The organism is Liquorilactobacillus satsumensis DSM 16230 = JCM 12392 (genome assembly GCF_001435195.1).
Classification (GTDB): domain Bacteria; phylum Bacillota; class Bacilli; order Lactobacillales; family Lactobacillaceae; genus Liquorilactobacillus; species Liquorilactobacillus satsumensis.
Window position 1 is genome coordinate 63,952 of record NZ_AZFQ01000049.1, and the last position, 15,167, is coordinate 79,118.

Genomic DNA, 15,167 nt, shown 5'->3' on the forward strand with positions numbered 1-15,167 from the left:
TTAATTCGAGTTAGCACTCAAATTTTCCCGACTTATGTCACACTCTCTTATTTCGTAATATATAAATCATCGTACTCCAATATCAGTCTTTGTCAGTCAAATACGAATTTCCATAGTTAAATTCGCTTGACGTTTCTTATTCATTGGCTTAAAATAATCCGCAATTCTTTTTATATATTTAATTAAATTTTTATTTTCTTGCAATTTCAGTGATATTTACGCATTAATTCAGCCAAATGGACCTGTTGTGTGACAAATTCATGTGTTCGACAAACATAGTCATTTTCTCTCCCAATTTTAGCAATATACCCGTTTATGTAATCTACTTCTGTGGGCCTTCCCTTGGAAAAGTCTTGGTACATTGAAGGATAGTGATATTTATACTCGTGACTAATCGTCGTAACAGAATCAATCTCTTCTTGCCTGGTTTCAATCAGATGAATCCCCGCCCGTTCACAAGCATCATAGGCTTCGTTGAAAAGTTGCTGGGCCATTTTGGGAACACCCTCATACTCAATAAATTGACCCATTTGAACTTCAAACATCGTACATAACGTGTTAACCACCGCGTTGAAAACTACTTTTGACATGCACATCCCTAAGTAATCTGCCGCAAAGATTGGTCCCAGAGAAGCTTTCTCAAAATCAGCAATTACTTTCTGCGTTACTGGGGTGGGTTCCTTTCCAGCATATTGTGCAATGTGCATTTGTTCAGTTCCCTTAGCTCCCATAAAGTCAACATTTGCGGGCCCATCAAGACGTGTTGCGATCATCGCTGTCCCACAAATAATCTTTTCAGCGGGAAAATATTGCGCAATTTTTTCAAAATGTCCCATTCCATTCATAGCAGAAAAAACAGCTTGGTCGTCATGGAATAAGCCTGCTGCTGCATCCCGCTTTAATTCATCTTCAAGTTGCATCTGCTTTTTAAAAATAATCCAAACATCAGGATGCCCTTGATACTCCTCTGGATAATAAATGTTAATCGGAACTAACCGTCTATTTTGATGATCACGTGCAACTGAGACTCCGCCCTGTTCACGCACCTTTTCAACATTGGGTTCCCATGTATCGATAAAGTCAACGTCTACCCCTGCATTTTCCTGCAGCATTACGCCATAGCGATATCCCATCGCACCTGCACCAATTACACCATATTTCATTACAAACACCCCTTTTTGTTATTTTAAAGCAAAAAGCACCCTTGGTTACTTAACCAAGGGTGCTTTGACAGCACGGTACCACCTTTTGTTTTTGACCATCTTCGCAGATCGCCACTTACTGTGTAAGATACACACGCACTTTAATGGATGCTGCCCATCTTACCTCGAAAAGTAAGATCAATGAACAAATCTTCCCTTCTTCAGTTCTGGCACTTTCCCAACAAACAGTGCTTTCTTGGCAAAACTGAAAAACTACTAACTTCGTTCATAGCATGATCATTTAATGTAGCTAGTCTACACTTTTTTAGCATTTTTTGTCAACCACTTTTTAATTATTTACTAATTTTGCCAAAATTCTTTCTTTTCTTAAGCTACAGGGTTCGATTTAATAATTTTTTTCAAAAAAAAGATTGACTATTAGATTTTTAAGCGTTAAACTGCGTATAAATTAAAAACGAATGAGATAAAACGTGTGGAAAAGAACTTTTGTTACCCTGCAAATGATCAGCGAGCCTGAATTGATGAGAGCAGGTATTTGACGGTAATAAAAAATCATCTTGGAGCGATGCAGGCAAAAGCAGTATGAGTAGCTTGCGGTGGGTGCACCCATTATAGTGCTGACGAATTGATTTTGAGTTCGAAGAGGTTCACAATCGTGAATGAAAAAAGGTGGTACCACGCGTCAGCGTCCTTTAGACAATTTTGTTTTGTCTAAGGGACTTTTTTATTTTTATTCGGAATAAAAATATACTTGGAGGGGTCTACTATGAAGTTTACAGTTTTAGGTGCTGGTGCAATGGGATACCGTTATGGAGTTTTATTACAAGAAGCTGGAAACCAAGTTGATTTTGTTGACACTTGGGAAAAGAACGTCGAAAAGGTGCGTGAACAAGGTGGTGTCTTAGTTGCACGTGATCATCAGGATCAGCATCTTGTCCCCGTTAATGTTTACTACCCGGAAGAATACCAGGGACATCCCGACGTTTGGGTAGTCTTTACCAAACAAATGCAGCTTGCGGACTTTTTAAAACGAACTGCGCATTGTTTTGACGAAAAACAATACGTCCTCACTTGTATGAATGGCATGGGTCACGTTGAAAAACTCTTAGAGTATTTTAAACCTGCAAAATTGATTGCTGGAACTGCTTTGGTCGCAACTGTTTTGAATGGACCTGGAGATGTTGACTTCATTGGTGCACGTGGTGCTGGCACAATGAATCTCGCCAATTATACTGAAAAGCCGGATGAAATGACGCATAAAGTTGTGACTGAACTTGAGAAAGCTCAATTCAACCCGAATCTAACCACTAACTTCATGGGTACGCTCCTCGCTAAAGTTGTCTTTAATTCTGTTGTTAACACACTGTGCACGCTCTTTGAAATCACAATGGGTGAATTTGCAAGCTATCCTGGAGCTGACGAGTTGAGCAAACAACTGATTAATGAAGCCTACGATGTCTGCGAACGTGCCGGTATCCAGATGCTTAACACCCGACAAGCAGAGCTGGAGAGCGTTAACTACGTCTCAACCGTTGCTAACCCGTTGCACTATCCTTCAATGTATCAAGATATGTCGCATAATCGTCCAACAGAAGTAGACTACATCAATGGCTACTTGGTCGAGCTGGGAAGAAAGTATCGCTATGAAGCGACTACACATGCATTCTTAACCCATCTTGTCCATCTTGCAGAACACACTCGTCAAGCTCCAAAAGAGGCTGTCTCGGAATAAGCCCTACTGAAAAGTTCCTTGGGCACATTAAAACAAAACACTAATGCTCACTGTGTCATAATCATTCTCACAGTATTACTGACTGCCTATTTAAGTCAGACATCATGTTAATTTATAAAAATAAAGAACGTGTTCCATAAGTCGGGAAAATTTGAGTGCTAACTCGAATTTTGACTTATGGAACACGTTTATCCGGAATAAAAGAGGGGCTGTGACGAAATTTAACTTTTGTCACAGCCCCTTAGTACTATTTTAATAACATAAAGAGTTCGAAAAACGAATTTAAATAACTTTTTAGAAGCAAATCTGCTACTATCTTTTGCTATCCTTGTTCCGTGAATACTTTTGCTTGTTGTCCTGCTTGCCGACCGAAAACAATTGTTTCTGCAATTGAATTTCCGCCAATTCGATTATTTCCGTGAAGTCCGCCTGCGACTTCCCCGGCAGCGAGAAGTCCCGGAATGACATCCCCATTTCCGTCAAGCACTTGTGTCTTTTCGTTAATATGAATACCGCCCATTGTGTAATGGACAGCAGGTGCTACGTGAATTGCATAATAAGGTGCTGTGGTCAAGCCATTGCCAAAGCCAGTTGTTCTGCCGAACTGCGGATCTAAGCCGCGTTCAACCGCTTGATTCCAGGTCTTTACCGTCTCTTCCAATTTAGCTACTTCAAAACCAACCTTTTGCGCGAGCTCTGCAATTGAAGAAGCTGTGACCACTAGACCAATTTTGAGGTAAAAATCAATTGCCTTGACCCGCTCACGAACCTGTTGATCAAAAACTAGATAGGCACTTTTTTCTGGCAGTGCAGTAATCTGATTGGAGACGATTCTACGTGTATCTAATTCATTCACAAATCGTTTTCCCTTTGAAACAAGCAGTGCGCCCTCACCTCTGACTGCTTCACCAATCAAAAAGGCATGGGGATTATCTTGTTGAACAGTAGGATGTACCTGGATCAAGTTCATCTGCATCAACTCTGCGCCAACTTGATGGGCCAGCCTAAGTCCATCCCCAGTAGCACCTGCGTGATTCGTTGTCCGATACCCTAAAAGATCCGGACGATACTTTTGCAGCAACTCTTTTGAAGCACCAAATCCACCAGTTGCTAACACCACTACTTTGCTGTGCAGCGTTTTTTTAGTTCCATCGGCGAACTTGACTTCTACTCCTTGGGTTGCTCCGCTTGTACTTCGCAAAAGACGCGTAACAGTTGTTTCAGTTACCAACGGAATCTTTTGTTGCTGTAATGCCTGCAACAAGCCTTGAATCAGAAATGCCCCAATCGGAGCAGTGCTAGCCGGTCGATGTGCACGTTTTTTGCTCATTCCACCTGTCAATGTCAAATCAGAAAGTTCAATTCCATGAGCAGACAACCAATCAAGCGCCAATACCGCATGTGTACTGAAGTAACGCAGCAGTTGTGGATCATTAAGATAACCCCCGCCATGGTATGTTTCTTGATAAAATTCAGCAAAGCTATCAACAATCCCATGCTGCAGTTGCACATTAGTTTCAGCAGCGTTCATTCCTGAAGATGCCCGGTTAGTGTTGCCGCCAATTTTAGCCATTTTTTCAACCACCAGCGGCTGCAGTCCAAGCTCATGTGCCTGCAACGCACAGGTTAAACCGGTGGCCCCTGACCCGACGATTACCACGTCATATTTATCTTGTAACTTTTCTGGTGCGGTTGTACTAAAAGAAAAAGCTCCCACTATTTTACCCCCTAAAATATTTGTGCTTGCAACCAACTTTGCCCGTTATTGTCCCTCACTATTAGTCATTTTCAATGGATCAACCCACAGATCAAATTGTTCTGCGGTGACCTTCCCCGATTTCAACGCAGCTTCTTTTAAAGTAGTTCCCTCTTTTTCAGCTTGTTGTGCAATTTTTGCACTTGCATGATACCCGATATGTGGTGAAAGTGCCGTCACCGTCATCAACGAATCTGCAACTAACTCGGACATTCTCTTTTCGTTAACTGTCAAGCCATGAATCATTTTGTCTGCAAAACCCTTCATAGTTCCTTCCAAGACTTCAACCGACTCCAAAAAGGTTTCAATAATTAAAGGTTTAAAGACGTTCATTTCAAAATTTCCTTGTGAAGCAGCCGTCGTAATCACAGTATCATTGCCCATCACTCTGAGTGCAGCCATCGTCAATGCCTCTGCTTGAGTTGGATTAATCTTGCCAGGCATGATAGATGAACCAGGCTCGTTAGCCGGAATATGCAATTCACCATAACCTGCACGCGGACCACTGGCCAAGAAACGGACATCATTCGCAATTTTCAACAAATCACTTGCGAGTGTCTTTAATGCTCCATGAACCGCGTTCAACGCAGAATGTGCACTCAGACCATAAAATTTATTGCTTTTTACAGTAAAATCACTATGATAACGCGTATTTATTCTTGTAGCTACAGCTGCAGCAAAGCCTGGGGCCGCATTCATCCCAGTACCAACTGCGGTGCCTCCAAGTGGTAGTTCTAGCAAACTAGGCCGCAATGCTTGAATGAATTGCAGATCATGCTGCAGCATGCTCACCCAACCACTGACTTCTTGTCCAAAAGTTAATGGAGTCGCATCTTGCAGATGAGTTCGACCAATTTTAACAGTTCGCCAATATTTTTTTCTTTTTTCGTCTAATTCAGCAATCAAATGCTCCAGTCCTGCAATAAGTTGCGCCAGCTCTAAATAAGCTGTGATGTTCATTGCAGTCGGAAAAATGTCATTTGAACTTTGCCCATGATTAACTTCATCATTCGGCCGTATTGTAATTGTGTTGTCCATGCGGGCAGCCAAGTTAGCAATAACCTCATTCACATTCATATTAGTCTGCGTACCCGAACCAGTTTGGTAAATATGTAGCGGAAAGTCCCTTTCCAATTTCTCGTCGGTAAGCCCAAGTAGTTTATCAGCAGCTGCTACCATTATGTCAGTCTTATCACTTGTAAGTTGTCCTAGCGCACCATTAGCTTGGGCTGCGGCTTTTTTGAGCTCAATTAAAACACGGATAAGCGCCAGTGGGATCTTCTTCCCCGTTTTGAAATTATGGCGGCTGCGTTCTGTTTGCGGTCCCCACAGCGCATCTGCAGGGATTTTAACGGGTCCCAATGTATCTTCTTCAATTCGAAATGACGTCATGCTAGCTCCTCCTTGGATTGTAGTGTTGCAAAAAATTCATGCTAACTTTTCGAAAAACAGCAACAATAATCATCTTTATTATATCCTGTTTCAAAATTCAAATACAATACTCGTTAATGAAAGTACGCCCTTAACATGCAGTCGTTAAAAACTAAGGCGGTGATTAGAATATAATCAATTTTTTTGCAATCCAAATTTCAGCGCTTACAATGAAAGCAGGAACTTAATTTTTGGCTTCATTTTCGCAGACCTGTAAACAAGCAACTAAAGGAGAATTTGGATGAAAAAATTTAAAAAACCATTTTTTATGGTAAACCCTAAAACGTATCTTTATGGGAATGATGTACTCAGATTAGCTGAGCTGACTGAAAAAGTAGCAGCAAAATACGACATTGAAAGTATTTTCACCGCACAGTTGATTGATATCCCTGAAATTAAAAAACATGCATATCCTCATTTGCTAATTACCGCACAACACATGGATACAATCCCTCCAAATAAGGGAATGGGAAGCGTTTTACCAGAAGCTTTGAAAGCCTATGGAGTAGACGCCGTCATTTTGAACCATTCTGAAAGACAGCTAACTCTTTCACAACTCGATGCCGGTATCAAGCGTGCTAAAAAAGTTGGCCTCTTAAGTATTGCTTGTGCAGACACACTTGAACAGTGTCAAGCCGTTGCACAACTGCACCCGAATGCCATGATCTGTGAACCGGCTGCACTAGTAGGTTCCGGCAAAACAAGCGGCAAAGACTATGTAACGCAGTCAATTGCTGCAGTTCATGCAGTTGATCCTGCTATTTTCGTAATCGAAGCTGCTGGTGTCAGCACTGCGGCAGATGTGACCCAAATGCTGGAATGGGGTGCAGCTGGAACTGGTGGTGCTAGCGGAATTGTCAAAGCTGAAGATTGGGAGGCCAAGCTGAACGCATTAATAGGTGCCTTAGCACACTTTAAAAAGTAACTGACTTCTGCCAAAATTTTAATACGTCAGACTATAATTAAAGGCAACTTTGCCTAATAGCTACAAGTAAGCTTTGATCTAGGCTGATACGCCGACTTACTCAAAAAGTGTCACTAGTTCCATTGCGCTCACATTACAATAAATTGCATGATTAGTGGTCCATCTCTAGCAATTTACATTGTTTGTAAAGGCATGGTATAGTGACACTTTTATTTTTAGAGCTGCTAAAAAACTATTTCAATTCATTCAGATCATTAAGTTCCTCTTCGCTCAACTCAATCTCCTGGGCCTTAAGATTCTCTAATGCGTGGACCACAGATTTGGTTCCCGGAATCGGGAGAACAACCTCGCTTGTTTTTAATAACCAAGCAAGTGCAATCTGTGCTGGTCCAACATCATATTTTGCAGCAATTTGCTGCAACCTTTGATCAGCTGCCAATTTCCCGGTTGCTAAGGGGAACCAAGGAATAAATGCCAGATGGTGCTGTTCAGCATAGTGTAAAACATCTTCATCTGCACGATCAACTAAGTTATACCGATTCTGCACTGAAACAATGGGTACAATTTTCTGAGCTTCTTCAAGTTGCTGCACACTGACCTGGCTTAATCCAATATGCTTAATCTTTCCTTCAGCCTGCATATCACGTAAAACGCCAAGTTGTTCTGCTAGCGGAACTGCTGGATCAACTCGATGCAATTGTAAAAGATCAATTTGATCCAAACCAAGCGAAAACAAATTCAGTTCAACCTGCTGTCTTAAGTACTCCGGCCGACCATTTGGAGTCCATTTATCTGGGCCTTGGCGTGTAAGCCCAACTTTGGTAGCGACCATTACTTTAGTGTGAGGCCGTTGCTGTAAGGCTTTTTTCAGATAAAGATTGGCGAATAACGGCCCATAAGCATCTGCTGTATCAATAAAATCAACTCCATTGTCTAACACTGTGGTCAGAACTTTAATGGCGTTTTGCGGATCCGTTGAAGGACCCCAAACTCCCTTTCCAGGCAGTTGCATGGTTCCATATCCTAAACGATTCACGGTTAATTCTTTGTCAAAAGAAAAAGTTTTCTTCAAAACAACACCCCTTTTCTGCACTTATCCTACTGCAACTTGTTGCTTTATGGCAAGTTATTAGAAAAAAGTGCGACACCCGGCGCCCAGCCTCCGTAGACTAAGTCCTGAATTACAAACCTTAAAGGCGCATCGTTGTGTTACCTAGCTTACTAATCAACTTCATATTTTCACGATAATCAACAGGAACTGCGATTACATAGACACCCGTTTTAGCAGCTACTGCTTCTTGCATAAAGCGTGAAAAGTCTCCTGCTTTTTCTACTTGACGGCCATGTGCCCCAAAACTTTCCGCATATTTGACAAAATCTGGGTTGTCAAAATCAACCCCATTATGATGCTTAATTTCCATATCCATCTTCCATTTAATAAGTCCATAAGATGCGTCTTCCCAAATTACGATTATTAGATGAAGCTTCTCGCGAATTGCGGTCTCAATCTCCTGTGAGTTCATGAGAAAACTTCCATCTCCCATCACAGCAACCACCACTTTATCAGGCCGAGCAAGCTTGGCACCGATTGCCCCTGGTAAAGTCCAGGCCATTGTTGAAAGTCCATTGTCAATTAAGCAAGTATTTGAAAGATAAGTTTGATAAAGACGCGCCATCCACATCTTAACTGCCCCAGTGTCTACAAGCACTACTGCATCATCTGGTAAAACCTTACGGGTTGCATACACAACTGTTTGCGGTTTTAGCGGAACATCAAGACTCTTTTGCCCACTGATCAATTCATCATGAATCAGTTCTCGAATTTGAGCAGTTTTGTGCGAAAAATGCAGGTCCTGCAGCCGTAATGATTGTAATAACGCCTGCAAACTAGCACGAATGTTTGCAATGATGTTCAATGTAACTGGATAGTGACTATCAACGTCTTGACGGAACATGTTAATATGAATAATTTTTTTATCGCCATGTGGATTGATTCTTTGCGGATCAAATTGCTGAATGGAAAATCCAATTGAGATTATCATATCAGCACGATCAATCGCAAAATTTTCGTAATCCTTGCGCATAAAGCCAACAACCCCAAGCGCATTTTTATGTCTATCTGAGAGGACACCCTTGCTCATAAACGTGGTTACAACTGGAATGTCTAGTAACTCACTTAATTCCTGAACTTCCTGTTCCGCGTGCTTCCACAGCACACCATCCCCTGCTAAAATTATTGGATTTTTAGCGGCGGCGATTAACTTCACTGCCTTATCAATATCTGAAACAGTCGGCTGCGTCACAGAAATAGGATCAATTTTAAGAGGTTTCAACTGAGCCGTCACCGGCTTTTCTTCAACATCCTGAGGAATTGCAAGGTAAGCCGCACCTGGTCGATCTCTCTTAGCTGTTGAAAAAGCCTTGCGAATCATCTCGGGGACTGCCCGCGGTGTCAGTATCATACTGGCATATTGTGTAACCGGTTTAAACATAGAAACAAGATCTAAAACTTGATGAGATTCTTTATGCAACCTTGCCAACCCGCCTTGAGCACTTAATGCAACCAAGGGAGTCGAATTTGTCTCTGCATCAGCAACTCCCAGCATTAAATTAATCGCACCTGGTCCAAGGGTTGCCAAGCAAACCCCTGGCATCCCTGTCAACCGTCCATACGTACTTGCCATAAATGAAGCTCCTTGTTCGTGGCGTGTAAGGACAAATTCAATCGTCTTGGAATCATTAAGCGCATCAACTAAGTGGATGTTCTCTTCTCCTGGAATTCCAAAAACGTATTTTACTCCTTCACCTTCAAGACATTCTACTATTAGATGTGCCGTATCCTTCTGCGAATCTGAACTCATGTTTTCTCCTCAATTCTCTTTTTTTATAAGAGCTAACCATTAAAATCCTTTGAGCTTTTTCACAAAGTCTTAATGCTAGTTACTTTTTATTATAGTAGCACTTTACACTACTAAATTCCTCTTTAATAGTTGTTTTTACAAAATATTCATGTTATAGTTTACACGTAATATGAACATATACTCATATCTTTAATTGAATTCAGAAAGGAGGGTTCAAATTGGAACAAGCACGCTTTTCCGGTAGAAGATTTTTACTAATTACTGTGTTAAATGTCACAATCACAATCTTTGAACTTCTTGGTGGTATCGTTTCAGGTAGTTTAGCCTTAATTTCTGATGCCCTGCATAATCTCAGTGACTCTTTTTCGGTTATTCTAAGTTATATTGCTCATCGAATCGGGATGCGCAGTCCTACTCCCAAAAATACTTACGGTTATCAAAGAGCCGAAATTATTGCTGCACTCTTGAATTCATTAATTTTGGTTTTTCTTTCGGTCTATTTATTGATTGAGGCCATTAAACGCATCATGCAGCCCGAGCAAGTTAGTGGCGGTGTGATGTTTTGGACAGCCTTGATCAGTTTTGTAGCAAATCTTTTTGCAACTATCCTACTTAGCCGTGATTCAAAACATAACCTCAATTTGCGTGCAACTTATCTGCACCTCCTAAGCGACGCATTAGCTTCAGTTGGAGTTATCATCGGCTCACTTTTAATCTTTTTCTTCAAAATTTCTTGGGTGGATCCTGTGGTAACTATTTTGGTTTCTTTATACATTGCTTACGAAGCCTGGCCAATCATTCGGCAAACGCTAATGATTTTAATGGAAGGATCCCCCGCAATTGATCCGACAGAAGTCAAGAACACTATCATGACTATTCCTTCGGTACGTGGTGTCCATCATTTCCATACTTGGCTAATCAACGAAAATGAATTAGTGGCCTCTGTACATGTCAATCTGGCTAATCAGTCTTTAAGAGAGACAGAATTAATCTATTCTCAGATCGAAGAGCTACTCCAAAAGAAATACAAAATTATGCATGTCACCATTCAAGCTGAATGTACCCGCGGTCTTAAAGATAAGATGTGCTTTTCAAAAGATGATGAAAAACAGCAGCACTAAAAAAATACCTTCACATATTTTCAAAAGAAATATGTGAGGGCATTTTTTGTTTTTTATAAACATAACAATCATTTTTGCCGATTGATTAATCTAATGAACACCTTTAATGCTGTTCCAAAAAAGTTAATGCAGCTGCATAATCAGGTTCATTACTCTGTTCTCCAATCAATTCACGATAAACTATCTTTCCAGCATGATCAATAATCCAGACACTCCGGGCATCAATCCCCTTATCTGAAATGTACAGTCCAAGCTGCTTGCCAAAACTTCCTTGTGCATCAGATAAGAGCTGCATCTCTGAAACGTTTTCAGCAGCACACCAATTTTTCTGCTCATCTGCTGTATTTGTTGAAATTGTCAGAAAATCAATGTTAGGGAAATTATCCACCCTCTCGTTGAACTTCTTAGTAGAGAGGCTACATACTCTTGTGTTGATATTTGGAACAACACTAATTAACACATACTTTCCATTTAAGCCTTGTAATGTAACTCGTTGCTGACGATCATTTTCCAGACTAAATTCTGGGAAGCTTTCTCCTACAACAGGCGGTTCACTATTCGTATCAAGCGGTGCATTATGCATTGTAACTTTCACAAAATCAGCTCCTTTGATCTTCTTGTACCTCACGTATTATACAATATCTTGTTTTCAAATAAAAAAATTCTACCTCGCTGAATTTAAAAACCGATTAATTCAGATTAGTTTTGTTTTTTGCTATACTGAACCCAAATAAACGTTAGTGACTAAAAGTAAATACTTAAAAATTCCTTTGAAAGGGTGTGCTCCACTTTGAAAAAAAGAAGTGCGCGAATCGCTCATCAGAAATACTTAAGCAACATCAAACATATTCACGGCTTTAGCCGCACAGCCTCCTATGTCGGCACTGGCCTGTTACTTGGGGCCGCTACCCTACCAACGATTAGCGTTAAAGCTGCTACAACAACTACGCTTACAAGTGAAAAAAATGCAGCGTCTGAAGCCAAAGCTACGCCAAATGACACGGCTACACAAACTAGTTCTACTACACAAACCGAAAGTAACAAAACAACCACCGCTAACGAAATAACTGAAAACTCTAGTAGTTCTGCTCCCTCCACGAACACTGCTACAAGTGCGCAAACTGCTGTCAGTTCCTCAACTCCAACAACAAAGTCCAGCAGCCAAAATACACAAACTTCAAGCAGTGCTGCTGCCACAAGTGCGGATAATCCAAGTAGCCCTACTGTGGCTAACAGTAATGTTAGCGTTGCGTCGTTCAGTGCGAATTTAAATACAAATTTGTCAGCATCCATTCCAGGTAATGTCAATTCATTTCTAAACAGCGTCGCCTCTTCTGCCCAGCAGGTCGCAACGCAATCTAATCTCTATGCATCCCTGATGATTGCTCAGGCAGCTCTTGAAAGTGGTTGGGGTGGCAGCTCGTTGGCCACGCAAGCTCACAATCTATTTGGAGTAAAGTATTCCGGCAGCGGGAATTACGTTACAATGAACACTTCAGAGTATGTTAGCGGCTCCTGGATCTATCTTCCAGCTAAATTTCAAGCCTATCATAGCTACAGTGATTCCTTTGCCGGCTATGCAGCCCTAATTAAAAATAATTTTCCGAATTCTACAAAAGCAACTGCAGCTTCTGTTGCGACCGCAGCCCAAAATCTTGCTCATGGAAAATATGGAACGTATGCAACTGCACCTAACTACGCAGCTACTTTGATAACTCTTATTAATAATTATGGTTTAACAAAGTATGACACGCCTAACAACGGTACTTCAACGCAATCGTCAAATCATAATTCAGCTTCAAATCAGAGCCCCTCTTCCAGCGGTGCGAATGCAGCCACCAATAGTTCATACACCGTTAAAAGTGGTGATACATTATGGGAAATTGCCAGCAGCCATGGTATTTCTGTTGCAAACTTGAAGAATTGGAACAGTCTGTCTTCCGACATTATTTACGTTGGACAAAAACTAAAAGTTGCCAATTCAAGCAGTTCTAATACCCAAAACACTTCTAATTCTAACTCCGCAAATCATAATTCAAGTACTCAGCAATATGCTGTCAAAGCCGGGGACTCACTCTGGGCGATTGCTAATCAACACGGTATTTCCGTTAGTGATTTGAAAAAATGGAATAATCTTTCGACTGATACCATTTATATTGGACAGAATCTCAAACTTACAAATATTAACAATACTGCTCCGTCGAACAATACTAGCAATCATAATTCCAGCAATACAAACAGTAACACAAACAGTTCTTCAACCAATAAAAATTATGCTGTTAAAGCCGGGGACTCGCTCTGGGCAATTGCGAATAGCTACGGTATCTCAGTCGCTAACTTGAAGCGCTGGAACAGTTTATCTTCTGACATTATCTTTGTTGGGCAAAAATTAAAAGTTGCCAATTCGAATAATTCCAATCCGCAAAATGCTTCAAATTCTAGCTCTGCGAACAACAATTCGAAGCATAGTTCAAGTACTCAACAGTATGCTGTCAAAGCTGGCGATTCACTTTGGGCCATTGCTAATCAACATGGATTAACCGTTACTCAGCTTAAAAACCTTAACAGTCTCGGCTCTGACACTATTTACGTTGGACAAGTATTAAAAATTGCTACCAGCAGTGTGGCTCCTAAGACATCCAGTAATTCTGACCATGCCACATATACTGTCAAAGCTGGTGATTCATTGTGGCAACTTGCTGTTAAATCCGGCTTAACTGTGACACAGATCAAAGCCAATAATCACCTAACCTCTGATATCATCTATGTTGGTCAGCAATTAAAATTCTAGTAAGTCAATTATAATTTTTTCAAACTTCTTAAGCATTGATTAAACTGCAGTTGCAGCAATCAATGCTTTTTTTGAGAAAATTTAAAAATAAATGCGTATTTTATCTTTGAAAAATGTGTAGTTGCAATCAAAGATTGATACTGTTTATGCTCGTTATTTACATTTTTAAATGTTTCACTGCATCATTTTTTATGCAAAAAAAGGTAAAAAATTATTTTAAAAAACAATTGACTTCTCGCTCAAAAAATTCAATAATTAACGTAGATTTATTTCGTTAAAAATATTTTGCTCTAATTTGTTAGTATAATTAACTCGTTTGGCACGAAACTATTAGGATACATCAATTATATTGGGGGAACTTCCTATGATGATGCACAAAAAAATCACAAGTGTTGCAGCTACTGTATTAGCAGCTCTTATGCTCACTGGTCCGACAATCGTAACTGCTTCAACTGTTTCTGAAAACAATCCTGCAACTGCAAGCTCAAATTCAGCGGCGCAAAACTCGAGTTCAACTGAAAGTATAGTCACTGGTGCGACAGGCGACAATCCTGGTGAAGGTGACGATCCTTCCATTAACCATGACGGCACGGGCGAAGGCGCTGGTGGGGTTGGGTACGTCTCAAGCAGTACTGCAGCTGCTAGTTCGTCTGCCACAAATTCAACTGCCACTGAGGCTGCAAGCTCAGCAACTGCAAGCTCAAATTCAGCAGCACAGAACTCGAGTTCAACTGAAAGTATAGTCACTGGTGCGACAGGCGATAATCCTGGTGAAGGTGATGATCCTTCCATTAACCATGACGGCACGGGCGAAGGCGCTGGTGGGGTTGGGTACGTCTCAAGCAGTACTGCAGCTGCTAGTTCTACTGTTGCAAATTCTGCAACTTTAACTTCAAATTCTACCACAAATGCCGCTAGTTCTACTGAAAAATCTAGGACAACGGATTCTTCTTCCAGCAGTAGTGCTGCCAAAGAGCCTAACCACAATGCTACCAATATAGCTGCTACAGGGAATAATCAGACTGTTGCCACTAGGGAAAGCACCCTCACAGCACAATCATCCCCGAATCAAGTTGCTAAGACAAAAACCAGTCATGTCGCTGCTGCAGCAACCTTACCCCAAACTGGCGATAATCATCAAACTAGTGCACTGCTTTCACTCTGGGGGATTTTGTTAACTGCAGCCATGATAATGGGCTTTGGCTTTAAATATTTACACCAGTCCAAGCATTTCAAGGAATAATGATTTCAACTGCAGTAATCTTTTTAAAAAGAGGCGTCGAAGTCGCAGAACTTTGACTTATAAAACGCGTTTATTCAGCATAAATAGCGGGAGAGTGTGACATAAGTCGGGAAAATTTGAGTGCTAACTCGAAATTACGAACAT

Annotated in this window: 11 protein-coding genes; 5 read left to right on the forward strand and 6 right to left on the reverse strand. The window is 40.9% G+C overall.

Features of this window, described 5'->3' with window-relative positions:
* Window positions 1–206: 206 nt before the first annotated feature.
* Window positions 207–1,163 (reverse strand): ketopantoate reductase family protein, encoded by a 957-nt coding sequence (locus tag FD50_RS08120; protein ID WP_056961084.1) that lies wholly within the window; start codon window positions 1,161–1,163, stop codon window positions 207–209.
* Window positions 1,164–1,929: 766 nt separating this feature from the next.
* Between FD50_RS08120 and FD50_RS08125 the strand changes: the two genes are divergently transcribed.
* Window positions 1,930–2,895 carry a ketopantoate reductase family protein gene (locus FD50_RS08125; RefSeq protein ID WP_056961085.1) on the forward strand — a complete coding sequence of 322 codons (966 nt, stop codon included), beginning with the start codon at window positions 1,930–1,932 and terminating at the stop codon, window positions 2,893–2,895.
* A 322-nt stretch (window positions 2,896–3,217) separates the two neighbouring features.
* On the opposite strand, the gene FD50_RS08130 is transcribed toward FD50_RS08125, so the two are convergent.
* Together FD50_RS08130 and FD50_RS08135 are read right to left on the reverse strand one after the other, a co-directional pair.
* On the reverse strand, window positions 3,218–4,615 hold the full coding sequence (locus FD50_RS08130) for a flavocytochrome c (protein WP_056961096.1): 1,398 nt from the start codon (window positions 4,613–4,615) through the stop codon (window positions 3,218–3,220).
* A 42-nt stretch (window positions 4,616–4,657) separates the two neighbouring features.
* The gene (locus FD50_RS08135) at window positions 4,658–6,043 is read right to left on the reverse strand and encodes a class II fumarate hydratase (RefSeq protein WP_056961086.1); all 1,386 of its coding nucleotides are present in this window, start codon (window positions 6,041–6,043) and stop codon (window positions 4,658–4,660) included.
* Between the two features lie 280 nt (window positions 6,044–6,323).
* Here FD50_RS08135 and FD50_RS08140 point away from each other — a divergent pair, with 280 nt between their 5' ends.
* Window positions 6,324–7,007, forward strand: a complete 684-nt coding sequence (locus tag FD50_RS08140; RefSeq protein WP_054757803.1) for a triose-phosphate isomerase — start codon at window positions 6,324–6,326, stop codon at window positions 7,005–7,007.
* 232 nt (window positions 7,008–7,239) lie between these two features.
* Here the strand turns inward: FD50_RS08140 and FD50_RS08145 are convergent, their stop codons facing one another.
* Together FD50_RS08145 and FD50_RS08150 are read right to left on the reverse strand one after the other, a co-directional pair.
* Window positions 7,240–8,079 carry an aldo/keto reductase gene (locus FD50_RS08145; RefSeq protein WP_054757802.1) on the reverse strand — a complete coding sequence of 280 codons (840 nt, stop codon included), beginning with the start codon at window positions 8,077–8,079 and terminating at the stop codon, window positions 7,240–7,242.
* 118 nt (window positions 8,080–8,197) lie between these two features.
* Window positions 8,198–9,868, reverse strand: a complete 1,671-nt coding sequence (locus FD50_RS08150) for an acetolactate synthase large subunit (protein ID WP_056961087.1) — start codon at window positions 9,866–9,868, stop codon at window positions 8,198–8,200.
* A 218-nt stretch (window positions 9,869–10,086) separates the two neighbouring features.
* Between FD50_RS08150 and FD50_RS08155 the strand changes: the two genes are divergently transcribed.
* Complete coding sequence (locus tag FD50_RS08155; protein WP_056961088.1) at window positions 10,087–10,989, forward strand: cation diffusion facilitator family transporter; 903 nt, start codon at window positions 10,087–10,089, stop codon at window positions 10,987–10,989.
* A gap of 103 nt (window positions 10,990–11,092) precedes the next feature.
* On the opposite strand, the gene tpx is transcribed toward FD50_RS08155, so the two are convergent.
* Window positions 11,093–11,584 (reverse strand): thiol peroxidase, encoded by a 492-nt coding sequence (gene tpx / locus FD50_RS08160; RefSeq protein WP_056961089.1) that lies wholly within the window; start codon window positions 11,582–11,584, stop codon window positions 11,093–11,095.
* Window positions 11,585–11,779: 195 nt separating this feature from the next.
* Between tpx and FD50_RS08165 the strand changes: the two genes are divergently transcribed.
* Both FD50_RS08165 and FD50_RS08170 read left to right on the forward strand, forming a co-directional pair.
* The gene (locus FD50_RS08165; RefSeq protein ID WP_056961090.1) at window positions 11,780–13,780 is read left to right on the forward strand and encodes a muramidase family protein; all 2,001 of its coding nucleotides are present in this window, start codon (window positions 11,780–11,782) and stop codon (window positions 13,778–13,780) included.
* A 364-nt stretch (window positions 13,781–14,144) separates the two neighbouring features.
* Window positions 14,145–15,023 carry a hypothetical protein gene (locus FD50_RS08170; RefSeq protein ID WP_056961091.1) on the forward strand — a complete coding sequence of 293 codons (879 nt, stop codon included), beginning with the start codon at window positions 14,145–14,147 and terminating at the stop codon, window positions 15,021–15,023.
* Window positions 15,024–15,167 lie beyond the last annotated feature (144 nt).

Excerpts from the sequence above, each read along its gene's own strand:
- FD50_RS08135 (WP_056961086.1), bottom strand. The coding sequence starts at position 6,043 with ATGACGTCATTTCGAATTGAAGAAGATACATTGGGACCCGTTAAAATC.
- FD50_RS08170 (WP_056961091.1), top strand. The coding sequence starts at position 14,145 with ATGATGATGCACAAAAAAATCACAAGTGTTGCAGCTACTGTATTAGCA.
- FD50_RS08120 (WP_056961084.1), bottom strand. The coding sequence starts at position 1,163 with ATGAAATATGGTGTAATTGGTGCAGGTGCGATGGGATATCGCTATGGC.
- FD50_RS08140 (WP_054757803.1), top strand. The coding sequence starts at position 6,324 with ATGAAAAAATTTAAAAAACCATTTTTTATGGTAAACCCTAAAACGTAT.
- FD50_RS08150 (WP_056961087.1), bottom strand. The coding sequence starts at position 9,868 with ATGAGTTCAGATTCGCAGAAGGATACGGCACATCTAATAGTAGAATGT.
- FD50_RS08125 (WP_056961085.1), top strand. The coding sequence starts at position 1,930 with ATGAAGTTTACAGTTTTAGGTGCTGGTGCAATGGGATACCGTTATGGA.